General features: G+C 66.0%; 11 protein-coding genes. 5 read left to right on the forward strand and 6 right to left on the reverse strand.

The genetic code is table 11. The features are described from left to right. Positions 1-169: 169 nt before the first annotated feature. The 3 genes from treZ to treY are packed head-to-tail and all read left to right on the forward strand — an operon-like array spanning position 170 to position 7,160. Positions 170-2,092 carry a malto-oligosyltrehalose trehalohydrolase gene (treZ, locus tag PQR02_RS18995; protein ID WP_408234078.1) on the forward strand — a complete coding sequence of 641 codons (1,923 nt, stop codon included), beginning with the start codon at positions 170-172 and terminating at the stop codon, positions 2,090-2,092. Next, entirely contained in the window at positions 2,089-4,302 is a 2,214-nt protein-coding gene (malQ, locus tag PQR02_RS19000) for a 4-alpha-glucanotransferase (protein ID WP_408234081.1), read from the forward strand. The genes treZ and malQ overlap by 4 nt, the downstream gene beginning before the upstream one ends. Next, on the forward strand, positions 4,299-7,160 hold the full coding sequence (gene treY, locus PQR02_RS19005; protein ID WP_408234084.1) for a malto-oligosyltrehalose synthase: 2,862 nt from the start codon (positions 4,299-4,301) through the stop codon (positions 7,158-7,160). The genes malQ and treY overlap by 4 nt, the downstream gene beginning before the upstream one ends. A gap of 46 nt (positions 7,161-7,206) precedes the next feature. On the opposite strand, the gene PQR02_RS19010 is transcribed toward treY, so the two are convergent. Beyond that, complete coding sequence (locus tag PQR02_RS19010; RefSeq protein WP_408234087.1) at positions 7,207-8,550, reverse strand: hemolysin family protein; 1,344 nt, start codon at positions 8,548-8,550, stop codon at positions 7,207-7,209. A gap of 96 nt (positions 8,551-8,646) precedes the next feature. Continuing rightward, a complete protein-coding gene (locus PQR02_RS19015) occupies positions 8,647-9,453 on the reverse strand; it encodes a sensor histidine kinase (protein ID WP_408234090.1) in 807 nt (268 codons plus the stop codon). 186 nt (positions 9,454-9,639) lie between these two features. Between PQR02_RS19015 and PQR02_RS19020 the strand changes: the two genes are divergently transcribed. Both PQR02_RS19020 and PQR02_RS19025 read left to right on the forward strand, forming a co-directional pair. Next, entirely contained in the window at positions 9,640-9,981 is a 342-nt protein-coding gene (locus PQR02_RS19020; protein WP_408234093.1) for an FKBP-type peptidyl-prolyl cis-trans isomerase, read from the forward strand. Positions 9,982-10,026: 45 nt separating this feature from the next. After that, positions 10,027-10,806, forward strand: a complete 780-nt coding sequence (locus PQR02_RS19025; RefSeq protein WP_408234096.1) for an AraC family transcriptional regulator — start codon at positions 10,027-10,029, stop codon at positions 10,804-10,806. Positions 10,807-10,904: 98 nt separating this feature from the next. On the opposite strand, the gene PQR02_RS19030 is transcribed toward PQR02_RS19025, so the two are convergent. The 4 genes from PQR02_RS19030 to PQR02_RS19045 form a co-directional block, all read right to left on the reverse strand. Beyond that, positions 10,905-12,095, reverse strand: a complete 1,191-nt coding sequence (locus PQR02_RS19030) for an O-succinylhomoserine sulfhydrylase (RefSeq protein ID WP_408234099.1) — start codon at positions 12,093-12,095, stop codon at positions 10,905-10,907. 296 nt (positions 12,096-12,391) lie between these two features. Further along, positions 12,392-13,942 carry an amidophosphoribosyltransferase gene (gene purF, locus PQR02_RS19035; RefSeq protein WP_408234102.1) on the reverse strand — a complete coding sequence of 517 codons (1,551 nt, stop codon included), beginning with the start codon at positions 13,940-13,942 and terminating at the stop codon, positions 12,392-12,394. 176 nt (positions 13,943-14,118) lie between these two features. Then, a complete protein-coding gene (locus PQR02_RS19040) occupies positions 14,119-14,613 on the reverse strand; it encodes a CvpA family protein (RefSeq protein ID WP_408234105.1) in 495 nt (164 codons plus the stop codon). A gap of 7 nt (positions 14,614-14,620) precedes the next feature. Further along, positions 14,621-15,529, reverse strand: coding sequence for an SPOR domain-containing protein (locus PQR02_RS19045; protein WP_408234108.1), 909 nt, complete (start codon positions 15,527-15,529; stop codon positions 14,621-14,623). Between the last annotated feature and the right edge of the window lie 26 nt (positions 15,530-15,555).

Here is a 15,555-nt window from a genome sequence, read left to right on the forward strand (position 1 = left end):
AGCCGCGAGGCGATGGCGCGATGGCGGCCTGGCAGCCGGATCGCGGCCGGATAGGGGCACGAACACACATGCACCGCGGCCGGGTTCTCGCGCGTGCGCTTGCGCAAAACGCGCGTCGCACGCAGAACGCAGAACGCGGCTCGACAGCACATTCGAATGGTGAAGAATCATGTCCGAAAGTCCGATTGATCCTCACGCGCATCATCACGCGCATTGCCTGCCGTTCAGCGCGCAACTGCTCGGCGCCGCAGGCACGAAACCGCGCACGCGGTTCCGTTTCTGGGCACCTTCGTGCAAGACGGTGCAAGTCGCGATCGAAAACGGGCCGGCGCAAGGCATGCACGACATGACGCACGCCGGCAACGGCTGGTTCGAAGCAACCGTGGATGGCGGCGCGGGCACGCTGTACCGGTTCCGGCTCGACGGCGGGCAGCTGGTGCCCGATCCGGCGTCGCGCTTTCAGCCGCAGGACGTGCACGGGCCGAGCGAAGTCATCGACCCGCGCGCGTACCGTTGGGAACACACGAACTGGCATGGCCGGCCGTGGGAAGAGACGGTGCTGTACGAACTGCACGTGGGTGCGATGGGCGGCTACGCGGGCGTCCAGAAGCGCTTGCCGGCGCTCGCCGCGCTCGGCGTCACCGCGATCGAATTGATGCCGTTGAACGACTTTCCCGGCCGGCGCAACTGGGGCTATGACGGCGTGCTGCCCTATGCCCCCGACTCCGCTTACGGCCGACCCGACGAACTGAAGGCACTGATCGACGCCGCGCACGGTCTCGGCCTGATGGTGTTTCTCGACGTGGTCTACAACCACTTCGGCCCGGACGGCAATTATCTGCACGCGTATGCCCGCTCGTTTTTCCGCGAAGGCACGCATACGCCGTGGGGTCCCGCCATCGACTTCAGCCGCAGTGAAGTGAGCGAGTTCTTCACGGACAACGCCGTGTATTGGATCAACGAATATCGCATCGACGGGCTGCGTTTCGACGCGGTGCATGCAATCGACGATCCCGCGTGGCTGCGCGAGCTGTCCGACCACATCCGCGCGAAAGTGCAGCACGGCCGGCATGTGCATCTGGTGCTGGAAAACGAGCACAACACGGCGAGCCTGCTGGAAACGCATTTCGACGCGCAATGGAACGACGACGCGCACAACACGCTGCACGTGCTGCTGACCGGCGAAACGGAAGGCTACTACCAGGCGTACGCGGACCAGCCGATCCGCCGTCTCGCGCGCGTGTTGTCGGAGGGCTTCGCGTATCAGGGCGATCCGTCGCCGATCCACGACGGCAAGCCGCGCGGCGAATCGAGCGGGCATCTGCCGCCCACTTCGTTCGTGATGTTTTTACAGAACCACGATCAGATCGGCAACCGCGCGTTCGGCGAGCGGCTTCGCAAGCTCACCTCGGATGACGCGTTGCGCGCCGCCACGGGCCTGCTCCTGCTGTCGCCGCAGATCCCGCTGCTGTTCATGGACGAGGAATACGGCTCGACGCAGCCGTTCCTGTTCTTTACCGACTACACCGGCGAACTCGCCGACGCCGTACGCGAAGGACGGCGCCGCGAATTCGCGCGCTTTTCGTCGTTCAGCGATGAGAAGCGGCGTGCGCAGATTCCCGATCCGAACGACGTGAAAACGTTCGCCGCCTCGTCGCCGCCGGCACCGGACCAGCCGTCCGCGCAAGACAACGCCGACGCGAAAGACCGGCTCGACTGGATGCACTTCTACAAGTCAGCGCTCGCCGTGCGCGCCAAGCTCGTCACCCCGCGTCTGCAACACAGCAAGGCGCTCGGCGCGAGCGTGCTAGGCGCGGCCGGCGGCGGCGATGCAAACGCGCTGGTCGCCCGCTGGAAGCTTTGCGACGGCGAAACGCTGTCGATCGCGCTGAACCTGTCGAAGCAAAGCGTCGCGTTCGACAACGTCCCCGCCGGCAAGGTGATTTTCGAAACGCCGCCGCGGGTGCGCGAGCAGATCGACGCCGGCACGCTGCCGCCGAACACGTTCGTCGCGTGGCTGACCGGCGACGTCAGCGACTATGCGATCAGCCACGACGCCCGCATCGCGGGCCAACAGGAGCGCCACGCGTGACTACCCGACGCCCCGGCGACTCGATCGCCACGCTCGCCCGCCGCGCCGGCTTCGAAGTGGAGTGGCAGGACGCGCACCACACGACCCAGCACGTGCCGGAGAGCACACTTGCGATGCTGCTCGAACAAATGGGTCTGCCGTGCGGCAACGCCACGCAGATCCGCCACAGCGCCGCTGTTTTGGAGGCCGAACTGTCGGGCCGCAAAATGCCGCCGCTGATGACCGCCGAGATCGGGCGCGGCATCGCGCTGCCGGTCGCGGCGGTCAAGTCCGGCAGCCACTATCGGATCGAACTCGAAAGCGGCTCGATCATCGATGGCCGCTTCACGGCGCCCAAGGGCGAAGAGGCGTTGCTCGCGCCAATCGACGAGGCCGGCTATCACGCGCTCGTCATCAACGATCAGCGCGTGATGCTGGCCGTCGCGCCGGCGCGCTGCTACACCGTCGACGACGCGTGGCGCACGCTGCATCGCGACGACGCCGACCCCGCGCCGAGGCCGCCGCTGTGGGGCATGGCCGCGCAACTGTACGGCTTGCGGCGCAGCGGCGACGGCGGCATCGGCGACTACTCGGCGCTCGCGCAAATCGCTGTCGAAAGCGCGCGGCGCGGCGCGCATGCGCTCGCCGTCAGTCCGACGCACGCGATGTTCAGCGCGGAGCCGCATCGCTTCAGCCCGTATTCGCCGTCGTCGCGTTTGTGGCTGAATGTCTCGCATATCGATCCCGCCGCCGTATTCGGCGCGCACGCGGCACCCGCCGCACTCGAAGCCACGCAGGCCACCGGCGCGTGGTCGGCATTGGAAGCCCTACCGCTGATCGATTGGCCGAACGCGGTCAAGCTGAAACTGAAGGTCCTGCGCGCTATATACGAGCAGTTCAGCGCGCACGAACGGGGGCAGGACACGCCGCGCGCGCTCGAATTCCACGGTTTCTGCGAGCGCGCCGGCCGCGCGCTCGAAGATCACGCGCGCTTCGAAGCGCTGCAAGCCGCGCAACTCGCGCAAGGCGGCAACGGACATTGGCGCGACTGGCCCGAGGCGTTGCGCGATCCGCGCAGCCCGGAAGTGGAGGCCTTCGCCAACGCCCATCGTCACGAGGTCACCTTCCATCTGTTTCTGCAATGGCTCGCCGCGAAGGGTCTGTCGCACGCGCAGCACGCGGCGCACGAAGCCGGCATGGCCGTCGGCCTGATCGCCGATCTCGCGGTGGGCTGCGACAGCGCGGGCAGTCATGCGTGGTCGTATCGCGACGACATGCTGCAACGCGTGTCGGTCGGCGCACCGCCGGACCTGTTCAACCAGGCCGGGCAGGCATGGGGCCTCACCACCTTCTCGCCCCGCGCGATGCGCACGCAGGGCTTCTCCGCGTTCATCGACATGCTGCGCGCCGCGTTCGCGCATGCGGGCGGCATCCGCATCGATCACGTTCTCGGCTTGCGCCGCCTGTGGCTCGTGCCAGAAGGCGAAAGCGCGCGCAACGGCGCGTATCTGCGCTATCCGCTCGAAGACCTGCTGCGGCTGATCGCGCTCGAATCGTGGCGGCATCGCGCGATCGTGATCGGCGAGGATCTCGGCACCGTGCCGCCCGGTTTCCGCGAGCGGCTCGATGAGCACGGCATCGCCGGAATTCGCGTGCTGTGGTTCGAAGGCGCGCACGATGGCGACGGTTTCAAGCTACCGCAGCAGTGGGATCGCAATGCGGTCGGCACCACCACCACGCACGATCTGCCGACCGTGGCCGGCTGGTGGCGCGGCAGCGACATTGCGTGGCGCAACCGGATCGGCCAGACGAGCGCGCGCGCCGACGGCCGCGACCCCGAGGAAGCCGCGCAGGAGCAGCGCGCGCGCGATCGCGCCGCGTTGTGGCGCGCGTTCCAGCAAGCCGGCGTGGCCGCGCCCGAGGTGGCCGCGCCGCCGCCCGAAAGCGCGCCCGTCGACGAAGCGCTCGCCTTCGTCGCGGCCACGCCCGGACCGCTCGTCACGTTTCCGCTCGAAGATCTGCTGGCGCTCGAGGAGCAGCCGAATCTGCCCGGCTCGACCGACGAGCATCCAAACTGGCGCCGCCGCCTGAGCTTGCCGATCGACGAATTGTTCGACGACGACAACTTCAGCGACCGTCTGCTGGCGGTCGATCGCGCGCGCCGCGCGGCGGCCGCTTCCGTTCCCCCTGCCGCTCCTTCCACCGCTTCTTCGGAGCCTGATACGCCATGACCGTCCCGCGCTCCACGCTGCGCCTCCAGTTTCATCGAGGCTTCACGTTCGACGATGCCGCGAAGCACGTCGACTATTTCGCCGCGCTCGGCATCAGCCACCTGTACGCGTCGCCGGTCACGACCGCCGAGCCGGGCTCGATGCACGGCTACGACACCGTCGACTACACGCAGGTCAGCGCCGAATGCGGCGGCGAGGTGGGCCTCAAGCGTCTCGTCGACAAGCTGCGCGCGCACGGCATGGGGCTGATCGTCGACATGGTGCCGAATCATATGGGCGTCGGCGGATCGAGCAACGCGTGGTGGCTCGACATTCTCGAATGGGGCCGCCATAGCGCGTATGCGCGCCATTTCGACGTCGACTGGCATTCGCCCGATCCTGCCCTCCGCGGCAAGGTGCTGCTGCCGACGCTCGGCGCGCCCTACGGCGAAGAACTCGCGGCGGGCCGCATCGCGCTGCATTTCGCGGCCGACAGCGGGCGTTTTTATATCGGCTACGGTCCGCACGTTTTTCCCGTGTGCCCGATCGATTACGCGGCGATCCTGCAAAGCGCCGACCGCGCGGATCTCAGCGCGCTCGCCGAGCGCTTCCAGGGACTGACGACACAGCCCACCGACCAGCCGCGCGCCGCCGAAGCGCGCGACGCGTTGCGGGAATTCGTCGCGCAAAACGGCGCTTCGGCGCTCGAATTCGTGTTGCAGGCGTATGCACCCGACGATCCGGTCACGCGCGACCGGCTGCATCGGCTGATCGAGCGGCAGCACTTTCGCCTCGCGTGGTGGCGCACCGCGTCGGATGAAGTGAACTGGCGGCGCTTCTTCGACATCTCGACGCTGGCCGGCGTACGCGTGGAGCGGCCCGAAGTGTTCGAGGCCGTGCATGCGCTAGTTTTCCGTCTGTACCAGGAAGGCGTGGTGGACGGTTTGCGGATCGACCATATCGACGGTCTTGCCGAGCCGCGCGAATATTGCCAGCGTTTGCGGCAGCGGCTCACGGAACTGCGCGATAGCGCGCCATACGTGGTGGTAGAAAAGATTCTTGGACGTGGCGAACCGCTGCGCGACGACTGGCCGGTTGACGGCACGACGGGCTACGATTTCATGAACGACGTGGGCGCGCTGCTGCACGATCCGGCCGGCGCCGAGCCGCTCGCGCGAACGTGGACCGAACTCACCGGCCGCAGCCCGTCTTTCGCCGACGAAGCGCTGGCCGCGCGCCGCAAGATTCTCGCGGAGAACCTCGCGGCGGAACTGGACCGTGCGGCGCGGGCCCTGCATCGTATCGCGCGCGATTCGCTGACCACGCGCGACTTCACGTTCACGACACTGCATCGCGTGCTGTCCGAACTGGTCGTGCATTTCCCCGTGTATCGGATCTATCCGCAGAACGGTTTGCGCAGCGCCGCCGACAACGTCTATTTCGAGCAAGCGCTGGCTGGCGCGAGAGCGGCGCTGTCGCGCGCAGACCATGGAGTGCTCGATCGCGTGAATGCGTGGCTCGGCGGCGGTGCCGAAGACGCGCCCGCGGCGCGGCCGAGCGCGCCGCAGCAGTCGCAAGCTCAGAATGGCATGCCGCCCACGCATGCAGGCTCCGCGCGGCGCGCCGCGCAGACGCTGTTCTCGCAACTCACCGCGCCGGTCGCCGCGAAGGCGGTCGAGGATACGGCGTGCTATCGCTATGGCCGCTTGCTGTCGCGCAACGAAGTCGGCTCTGACCCCGGCGAATTTGCTTTATCGGTCGAGCGTTTTCAGGCGAGCAATCTGGAGCGCTCGCAACGCTTTCCGCACACGCTGCTCGCCACGGCCACGCACGATCACAAGCGCGGCGAGGACGTGCGCGCGCGGCTCGCGGTGCTCAGTGAGATCGCCGACGAATGGGGCGCGACGCTGCGCGCGTGGTCCACGTTGAACGCACCGCATCGCCGTGCGCTCGACGGCAAGCCGATCAGCAGCGTCGGCCAGGACAAGAGCGACGCATGGGCGCCCGGCCCCGCCGCCGAAGCGATGCTGTATCAGACGCTGGTGGGCTGCTGGCCGCCCCATTTACAGCCCGACGACGAAGCAGGCGTCAAGGAACTGGCCGAGCGCGTCGCGCAATGGCAATTGAAGGCGCTGCGCGAAGCGAAGCTGCAAACCAACTGGCTCGCCCCGGACGAAGCCTACGAAGCCGGTTGCCGCGACTTCCTGTTCGACATCCTCTCGCCACAGCGGCGCGACGGCTTTCTCCAGGAGCTGTCCGCGTTCGTCGCGCGGATCGGCCGCGCAGGCGCGCTGAACAGCTTGCAGCAGACCGTGTTGCGGCTGGCATCGCCTGGGATTCCCGATCTTTATCAAGGCACCGAATTGTGGGACTTCAGCCTGGTCGATCCGGACAATCGCCGGCCCGTCGATTTCGGCAAACGCGCAGCGTATCTTGCGGAAGCGCCGCCGTCGGAATTCCTGCCGGACTGGCGCGACGGTCGTGTGAAACTCGCGGTGGTGCAGCGTGTGCTGGCGCTACGCGCGCACTTGCCGGAGTTGCTGAGTCAGAGCACGTATCTGCCGCTCACAGTGCATGGTGCGCACGCGTCGAACGTGATTGCGTTTGCGCGGCGGCATGGCAACGCATGGGCCGTGGTGGTGGCGAGCCGGCTCGCGGCCGGCCTGCTCGACGACGACGGCGACATGCCGCTGGTCGATCCGGAGAAGTGGGCGGACACGGCGGTGGAAATGCCGTCCGATCTGTCCGCACGCGCATTGTTCGACTGGCTGAGTCCGGCGGCGCCGAAGGTCGATGAAAACGGCCTGCTGTATCTGCGCGATGCGTTGGCAGCAATGCCGATTGCGGTGCTGGTCGAGGATGGCGTGCCGCGCAGTTGATGGCGCGCGTTTGCTTGACCTGGCCGCAGGCGGTTGCGCCTGCGGCTCAGCCGCCTTCGTCGTCGAATAGCTTCGGGTACACGCGCACCAGCACGATGCGCGGCCCCTTCATCTTCTTGACGACCACGTCGAAGCGGTCGAATTCCACGCGCTGCCCTTCGCTGGGCAGATCGTTCAGCGCCTGGATCACGAGGCCGCCAACCGATTCCGCGTTGCCCTCGTCAATGTCGATCCCCAACGCGCGCTCCAGCGAAACCACCGGCAAGCTGCCCTTGCCCATCAGCGTGCCGTCGTCCATGCGCGTCCAGTCGGCGTCGCCTTGACGGAATTCGTCGTGAATCTGGCCGACCAGCGCGCCGAGCAGATTGTCGAGCGTGAGAAAGCCGATCGGCTTCGAGTTCTTGTGGCCCACCAGCGCGAAATGCGGCGCACCTTTGCGGAAGCGGCGAAACAGTTCGAGCGCCGGCATTTCCGGCTTCACGTACTGCACGGGGCGCGCGTAGCGCGACAAGTCGTCGAGCGTGCTGCCCGCCTGGCGCGCCAGCAGCAGGTCCTTCAAATGGATCATGCCGGCCACGCGCTCGCCGGACGCGTCCTCGAACAACGGATAGCGGCTGAAGCGGTGCTGCGCGACCATCTGCATGTTTTCGCGCAACGGCAGGTCGCGCCGCAAGCCGATCATTTCATAGGCCGGCCGCATCAGGTCCGACACGGTCATGCGTGAGAAGTCGAGCGAGTGCGCGATCGTGTTCCACTCGTCCTGACTGTAGGCACCGTCAGGCGAGCCCAGCTCGCTCGCGAGATTGGTGCGGCGGCCGCGCAGGATCAGTTTGAGTTCGTCGGTCGAGTAATGCGAGTCGTGGCCGTGGTCGGCGTCGAGTCCCGCGAGTTTGAGCACTGCGTTGGCGCTCGAATTGAGCACCCAGATCGCCGGATACATCGCCCAATAAAAGGCGTATAGCGGCATGGCGGCCCACAACGAGACTTTTTCCGCCTCGCGGATCGCCAGCGATTTCGGCGCGAGTTCGCCCACCACGATATGCAGGAACGAAATGCACGAGAACGCAAAGAACAGCGAAATGGCGTGGATCAGCTGCTCCGATTGCACGCCGATCAGGTTGAGGAGCGGCGCCAGCAGTTGTGCGAATGCGGGCTCGCCGATCCAGCCAAGCCCGAGCGACGCGAGCGTGATACCGAGCTGGCAGGCGGACAGATACGCGTCGAGCCGGCCGTGCACCTTGGCGAGCAAACGTCCGCGCAGGCCGTGCCGCGTGGCGAGGCTTTGCACGCGGGTCTGCCGGAGTTTGACCAGACCGAATTCGGCGGCGACGAAAAAACCATTGAGGGCAACGAGAAGCAACGCACCGATCAGGGCGACGAGCTGAATCAAAACGAGGGGCTCCGGCGACAAAAGTAGTCAGTATAGAGGCTGAAAGCTCAATGAAAAGTGAATCAATCAGAAGTCGCTGGGATGAAGCAGAAGCGCTTACTTCGGCGCCGTCGCGCTCAACGGCACGCGCAGGGCAAGCGTGGCGGCGGCGTCGCCGATCGCGTCGCTTTGTTCGAAGCTGCCGCCGTGCGCTTCCGCGACGCGCTTGCACAGCGCGAACACCCACGCGATCCGCTTCGCTTCACGCGGCTCGCCGGCCTGCTTGCGGGCAAATGCTTCCAGCACATGCGGCAAGGCCGGATCGTTCAATGCGGTTTCGTTCGACTGGTACGTGACGGCGGCGTGCCACGTGCCCGTGTCGGCGCGCGCCGACAGTGTGACCGCCGCGCCTTCGGCGCTCGCTTCGACGGCGAACGCGAGCATCACCCACAGCGCGGCGGCGAGACGCTCGCGGTCGCCGTTGAGCTGCTCGGTAGCGAGCTGCGAGTCGATCGTGATGTTCACGCTGCGCAAGCGGGCGAGACCGGAGCGGACTTCCTCGGTGGTTTCGTCGAGTAGCGGATGCAGCGGAAACGGCGCATACGCGAGCGCCAGCGACCTTGTCTCGGCGCGCGTCGCATCGACGATCGTTTCGAGCAGCTTGACCTGCTGATCGACGCCGCTGCGAATGCCGGTGACGGCGCGCTGCGCGTTCGGGTCGTTTGCGTCGAGCTTGCGCTCGAGCACGTAAGCCCAGCTATGAATGGCGTTCAGCGGACCGCGAAGATCGTGCGACACCAGCGACAGCACATGATCGCGCATGAACAGCGCGGTTTCAGCGCGCAGATGCGCGGTGCGTTCGGAGACGGCGAAGCCGGAAGGAACCGGCTGTGCACCTCCAGTCCCGCTTGAAGACGTTGTCACGATCGAGCCCTCTTACGCAGTGCTGGATAATTGAAAGAAGCCCCATTATAGGCAAGCTGTCCGGCGCGGCCAGCGTGGCCGGACAGCCAACGCGGACGCAATCCGCGTGCCACGCGGCATTCCTCGGCGATGCGGCGTCAACCCGCCTACAATGTCGGTTTATACGATTTCATTGAGGAGCGATTTATGTCGACTGTGACAACCGAATCCGGCCTGAAGTACGAGGACATCGTCGAAGGCACCGGCGCCGAAGCGGTGGTAGGCAAAACCGTCAGCGTGCATTACACCGGCTGGCTGACCGACGGCCAGAAGTTCGATTCGAGCAAGGACCGCAACGACCCGTTCGCGTTCGTGCTGGGCGGCGGCATGGTCATCAAGGGCTGGGACGAAGGCGTGCAGGGCATGAAGGTCGGCGGCACGCGCAAGCTGACCATTCCGCCGCAACTCGGCTACGGCGTGCGCGGCGCGGGCGGCGTGATTCCGCCGAATGCGACGCTCGTGTTCGAAGTCGAATTGCTCGACGTTTGAGCGATTCGCCGCTTTGTCATTGCGCATCGTCGCTGAGTCACAGCCATGAGCCACGCCGCCGTCACCGCACCTAGCGTTTCGTTGCGCCGCTACGGCGCGTTCGAAGCGTCGGACGTGCACGACTTCCACCAGGTCGTGCTCGGGCTCGACGGCGCGATGGTGATGGCGGTCGACGGTGTCGCGCAGCAGATCGACGCCGGCTCCGCGTGGCTCATTCCGGCCGGTGCGCGGCACGACTACGCCGGGGTCGGCGAGAACCGGCAGTTGGTGCTGGATTTGCCGGCCGCGTCGCTGGCCGTGCCGGAACGTTTGTTCGACCGCGCGCGCGCCGTGACGATCGATGCGTCGCTCACGCAGCTCGTGCACCGGATCGCGGCGCACGCCACGGGTGGCGCGCTAGGCGACGATCTGGATAGCCGGCGTTTCCATTGGGACGCCGCGGCGCGGCTGGGCGCCGCACTCGTGGCCGACGCCGGCACGACGGCCGGCGCGCTGGGCGGCGGCGGCGGTCTCGACTTCGCGCGCATCGACCGCTGGCTGCGCGCGCATTTGTCGGAGCCGTTGCGTATCGCCGATCTCGCCGCACATTGCGGTTTCGGCATGCGGCGCTTTCACCAGCTTTTTATCGACGCGTTCGGCGAAACGCCGCATCGCTATTTGCAGCGGCTGCGGCTCGATACGTCGATCACGTTGCTCGCGGACCCGCGTCTTTCATTGACCGATATCGCGCTGGAAATCGGCTTCGGCGATCAGAGCGCGTACACGCACGCGTTCACGCGACGCTTCGGGCTGGCGCCCGGTCAGTGGCGCGCGCTGCGCCACTGATCCACTCAGTTCATTGCGCGAGCCGCCTGAAGCGATGGCCCGCTTTTCGCTGCCGGGAGCGCCGCTCAAGCCGGCGCCCTCGCAGCATCAGTCACAACTCAGCCGGCCAGCCCGCGCTGCAGATCGGCGCGAATATCGCCGGCGTTCTCCAGACCCACGGCAAGACGGATCAAACCTTCGCTGATGCCCGCCGCCGCGCGCGCCTCCGGCGTCACGCGACCGTGCGTGGTGGTCGCCGGGTGCGTGATCGTCGTGCGCGTATCGCCGAGGTTGCCGGTGATCGAGCACAGCTTCGTGCTGTCGATCACGCGCCAGGCGTTCTCACGCATGTGCTCGGGCGTGTCGCCCTTCAGTTCGAACGACAGGATCGCGCCGCCCGCCTTCTGCTGACGCATGGCCAGCGCATGCTGCGGATGCGACTCCAGCCCGGGATAGAACACGCGATTCACCGCCGGATGCGTTTCCAGCCAGCGCGCGATTTCGAGCGCATTCGCCGACTGCTTCTCGACTCGCAGCGACAGTGTTTCCATGCCCTTGAGGAGCACCCATGCGTTGAACGCTGAAAGCGTCGGCCCCGCGCTGCGCACGAACGGAAACACCTTCTCCATGATGAATTTCTTCGAGCCGACCAGCGCGCCGCCAAGCACCCGGCCCTGGCCGTCGATGAACTTGGTCGCCGAATGCATCACGACGTCCGCGCCGAACTTCAGCGGCTGCTGCAAGGCCGGGCTGCAGAAACAGTTATCGACCACGAACAGTGCGTTCACCGCCTTCGCGACCTTGCTGATCGCTTCGATATCGGCGACCTCGGTCAGCGGGTTCGACGGCGTTTCGAGGAAGAACATCTTCGTCTCCGGACGCACCGCGTTTTTCCACGCGTCCACGTCGGTCGGATCGACGAAGGTGGTCGTGATGCCGAACTTGCTGAAGATCTGCGAGAACATGCCGAGCGTCGAACCGAACAGCGCCTGCGAGCTCACCAGATGATCGCCCGCTTGCAGCGTGGACATCACCACGGACATGATCGCAGCCATCCCCGACGCCGTCGCCATGCACGCTTCGCCGCCTTCGAGCGCGGCAAGGCGATCCTGGAACATCGACACGGTCGGGTTCGTGAAACGCGAGTAGGTGTAGTTGTCTTCAGAGTTCTTGAAGCGCTCGGCGGCGTCCGCGGCACTCTTGAACACGAAGCTCGAGGTCAGGAAGATGGCTTCCGAATGCTCGTTGAAGTCGCTGCGCAGCGTGCCCGAGCGGACTGCCAGCGTATCGAAGTTCAGGGAGTCGTCCATGTTGGTTCTGGTTTCCAATGTTCGATGGCTGCGTTCGGCGCGCTCGCCCGTGACGAAGCGCAACGCCGGACAGCAGCAACAAAAAAGCCCGCTTTGCGTCGGCATAAGCGGGCTTCATGTGCGGGGAAAGCTGGAGCGGAGGCGGATGAGTGCGGCTTTTCCACCCTTCGCTTTAGCTGTTTCGGGTTACCCCGCGTCCGCAAGCTGAGATCAAATCGACGCAAGCCGACATGCTAACACGCTGATGGCGCGGGGGTGCCGCGTGCCACGCCATGAGCCGGTCGAGCAGATCTCGCTCAGCCTACCGACAGTTGCAGATGCAATTGCGAACGCGCCGGGCCGCCGCCGTCGATCGCTTCGCTCGCGGCGTCGCGATCCGATTGCGACGACGGGGCGAGACGCGCGGTTTCGATGCGATCGAGGTACTCGGTGGTGACATCGCCGGTCACGTAGTTGCCGTCGAAGCACGATGCTTCGAACTCCTTCAGCGCCGGGTTGATGTCGCGCACAGCCTGCTTCAGCGCTTCGACGTCCTGATACACGAGATGATCCGCGCCGATCATGCGCGCGACTTCTTCGTCCGTGCGGCCGTGAGCGACGAGTTCACCGCGCGTCGGCATGTCAATGCCGTACACGTTCGGGAATTTCACCGGCGGCGCCGCCGACGCGAAAATCACCTTGTTCGCACCCGCGTCGCGCGCCATCTGCACGATTTCGTGCGAGGTGGTGCCGCGCACGATCGAGTCGTCCACGATCAACACGTTCTTGCCCTTGAACTCGATGCCCATCGCGTTCAGCTTCTGACGCACCGACTTCTTGCGCACCGCCTGGCCCGGCATGATGAAGGTGCGGCCCACGTAACGGTTCTTGAAGAAGCCTTCGCGATATTCGACGCCCAGCTTCTTCGCGACCTGCATCGCGGCCGGACGGGACGAATCGGGAATCGGCATCACGACGTCGATCGCGACGTCGGGCAGTTCGCGCTTGATCTTTTCGGCAAGGTAATCGCCCATGCGCAGACGCACGTTGTAAACCGGCACGCCGTCGAGCACCGAGTCCGGACGCGCGAGATACACGAGCTCGAAAATGCAGGGGTTCAGGCTCGGGCTAGTCGCGCATTGCTGCGAATGCAGCTGGCCGTCGATGTCGATGAACACCGCCTCGCCCGGTGCAACGTCGCGCACGAACTCGAAGCCGATGCCTTCGATCGCCACCGATTCCGACGCCAGCATCCACTCGACGCCTTCAGCCGTTTCCAGTTTGCCGAGGCATAGCGGGCGAATGCCGAACGGGTCACGGAAGCCCAGCAGACCATAACCGGCGATCAGCGACACGATCGCGTACGAACCCCGCACCCGGCGATGGACGCCCGACACGGCGTTGAACAGCGCGGCCGGATCGAGTTGCAGGCCGGAACTGGCCAGCTGCAATTCGTGCGCGAGCACGTTGAGCATGACTTCCGTGTCGGAATTGGTGTTGATGTGGCGGCGATCGATGCGGAACATCTCGTCTTTCAACTGCCGCCAGTTGGTGAGGTTGCCGTTGTGCGCGAGGATGATGCCGAACGGCGCGTTCACGTAGAACGGCTGGGCTTCTTCTTCGCTCGACGCGGAACCAGCGGTCGGGTAACGGACCTGGCCGATACCGGTTGTGCCGGGCAGGCTGCGCATGTTGCGCGTGCGGAACACGTCGCGCACCATGCCGTTGGCCTTGTGCATGTGGAAATTGCTGCCGTTCGCTGTCGCGATGCCGGCGGCGTCCTGACCGCGGTGCTGCAGGAGCAGCAGGCTGTCATAGATCAGCTGATTGACCGGAGAATGGGAAACTACGCCTACGATGCCGCACATGGCATGTCCTTCAAAGGTACGAAATTCGTCGTGGCGGCCGGTGCCTGCGTGGCGTCCCCAGGAAGGCTTCCTTCAGGGAGTTCGCGATCCTACGCGACGGAACGCGTTGTCACGTCAAGGCAGCCGGTTTGCGCCGGAGTCCTGCTGCGTCCCTCGAACCGCTTGCCTGATCGTCGTCACACGTGGACGTAGGCAGCAAGCGTCTCGGGAAGCAGCGGTTTCATTACGTGCACGCCCTCGACCGCATAGGGCCTTAGCAGGGCGTTGCGCCAGAATTCCTGTTGGGGCAGTTCGGTCAAGCCTGCGAGGGCGACCAGAATCAGCACCAGAATGACCCCGCGAACGAGGCCGAACATCAGTCCGAGCGAGCGGTCCACGCCGCCCAGCCCGGTTGCCTGCACGACGCGGCTGAGGAGCGCGCTCACCACGCTCGCCACCAGCACCACGCCGATCACCAGCAGCGCGAACGCCAGCAGCCACTGGGTCAACGCGCCGCCCGGCCAATGGGACGGGATATACGGCACGACGTAACTGACGAATTCGCAGGCAATGATGAACGCCGCGATCCAGCCGATCAGTCCAAATATCTCCGACAAAAATCCACGCCACGTGCCGCGCAACGCCGACAAACCGATTACCGCCATTACAGCGTAGTCGAAGGCCGTGAACATCGCTCGCTTACTGTGCAGCGCCGTTGGTCGCGCCCGACGTCAAGCCGGCCTCGCGAACCTTCGCGATCGCGGCGGTTGCCGCTGCACGATCAGCAAACGGACCGGCGCGCAACAGCGTGAGCGTCGAGCCGTCTGCCTGCTTACGATGTTCGGTATATGCGGGCACCCCCGCGGCTTTCAACTTGGTCGCCCAGGTGCGCGCGTAAGCGTCGTTCGAAAACGCGCCGAGCTGCACCGCGAAACGGCTGCCAGGCGGCGATGCCGGCGTGCCGGAATTCGCGTCGGCGCGGGCGGCGGCGCTGTTTATTTCGTCGTCGCTCGGGGCCGGCGCGCTTTCTGCGCTATGCGTGGCCGGCGTGCGGACCGGTCTGGTCGATGCGGCGGGCGCAGCCGGTGGGGTATTGGCCGCGACGGCGGGCGGCTTCGGCGCCGGCTTGGCAGCGGGCGCGGGCGTAGCGTTCGTGTCCGCGCTCAGCTTTGCCGCACCGGACTGGGCCGGCTTGTCTGCCGGCGTCGCCGCAAGGCTGGACGCGGCAAGACCCGCGTCGGGCGTCGGATTGTCGGGTGCTACACCGGCCTGGGCGTCTTCGGTGGTCTTGTGGGCGACCTTCGGCGCGGGCCGACTCGGAATGTCGATCGAAATGTCGTCGGTGACGGGCTTGGGATGCGAGTCCAGCACCATTGGCAGGATGATCACCGCAGCCACGACCAGCGCGATCGCGCCGACCAGCCGGCGCCGCGCGCGCTGCTTTTCCGGCAACGTAGGGTCGAGCAGCATCGCGTCGGCATCGACCGTGCGCTCCGTGCGGCGGGTGCGCCGCTCCACTCGCTCACCGCGGGCGGCCCGATTGGAACTGGTGTTTGCGCCGCGCCGGGTGGGCGCGTCGTCTTTCTTGCCGAACGAGAAAATTCCCATGAATCGCTTGGTTCGAGCCTGGCGCC

The sequence above is a fragment of the Paraburkholderia sediminicola genome (assembly GCF_046026895.1).
GTDB classification, from domain to species: Bacteria; Pseudomonadota; Gammaproteobacteria; order Burkholderiales; family Burkholderiaceae; genus Paraburkholderia; species Paraburkholderia sediminicola_C.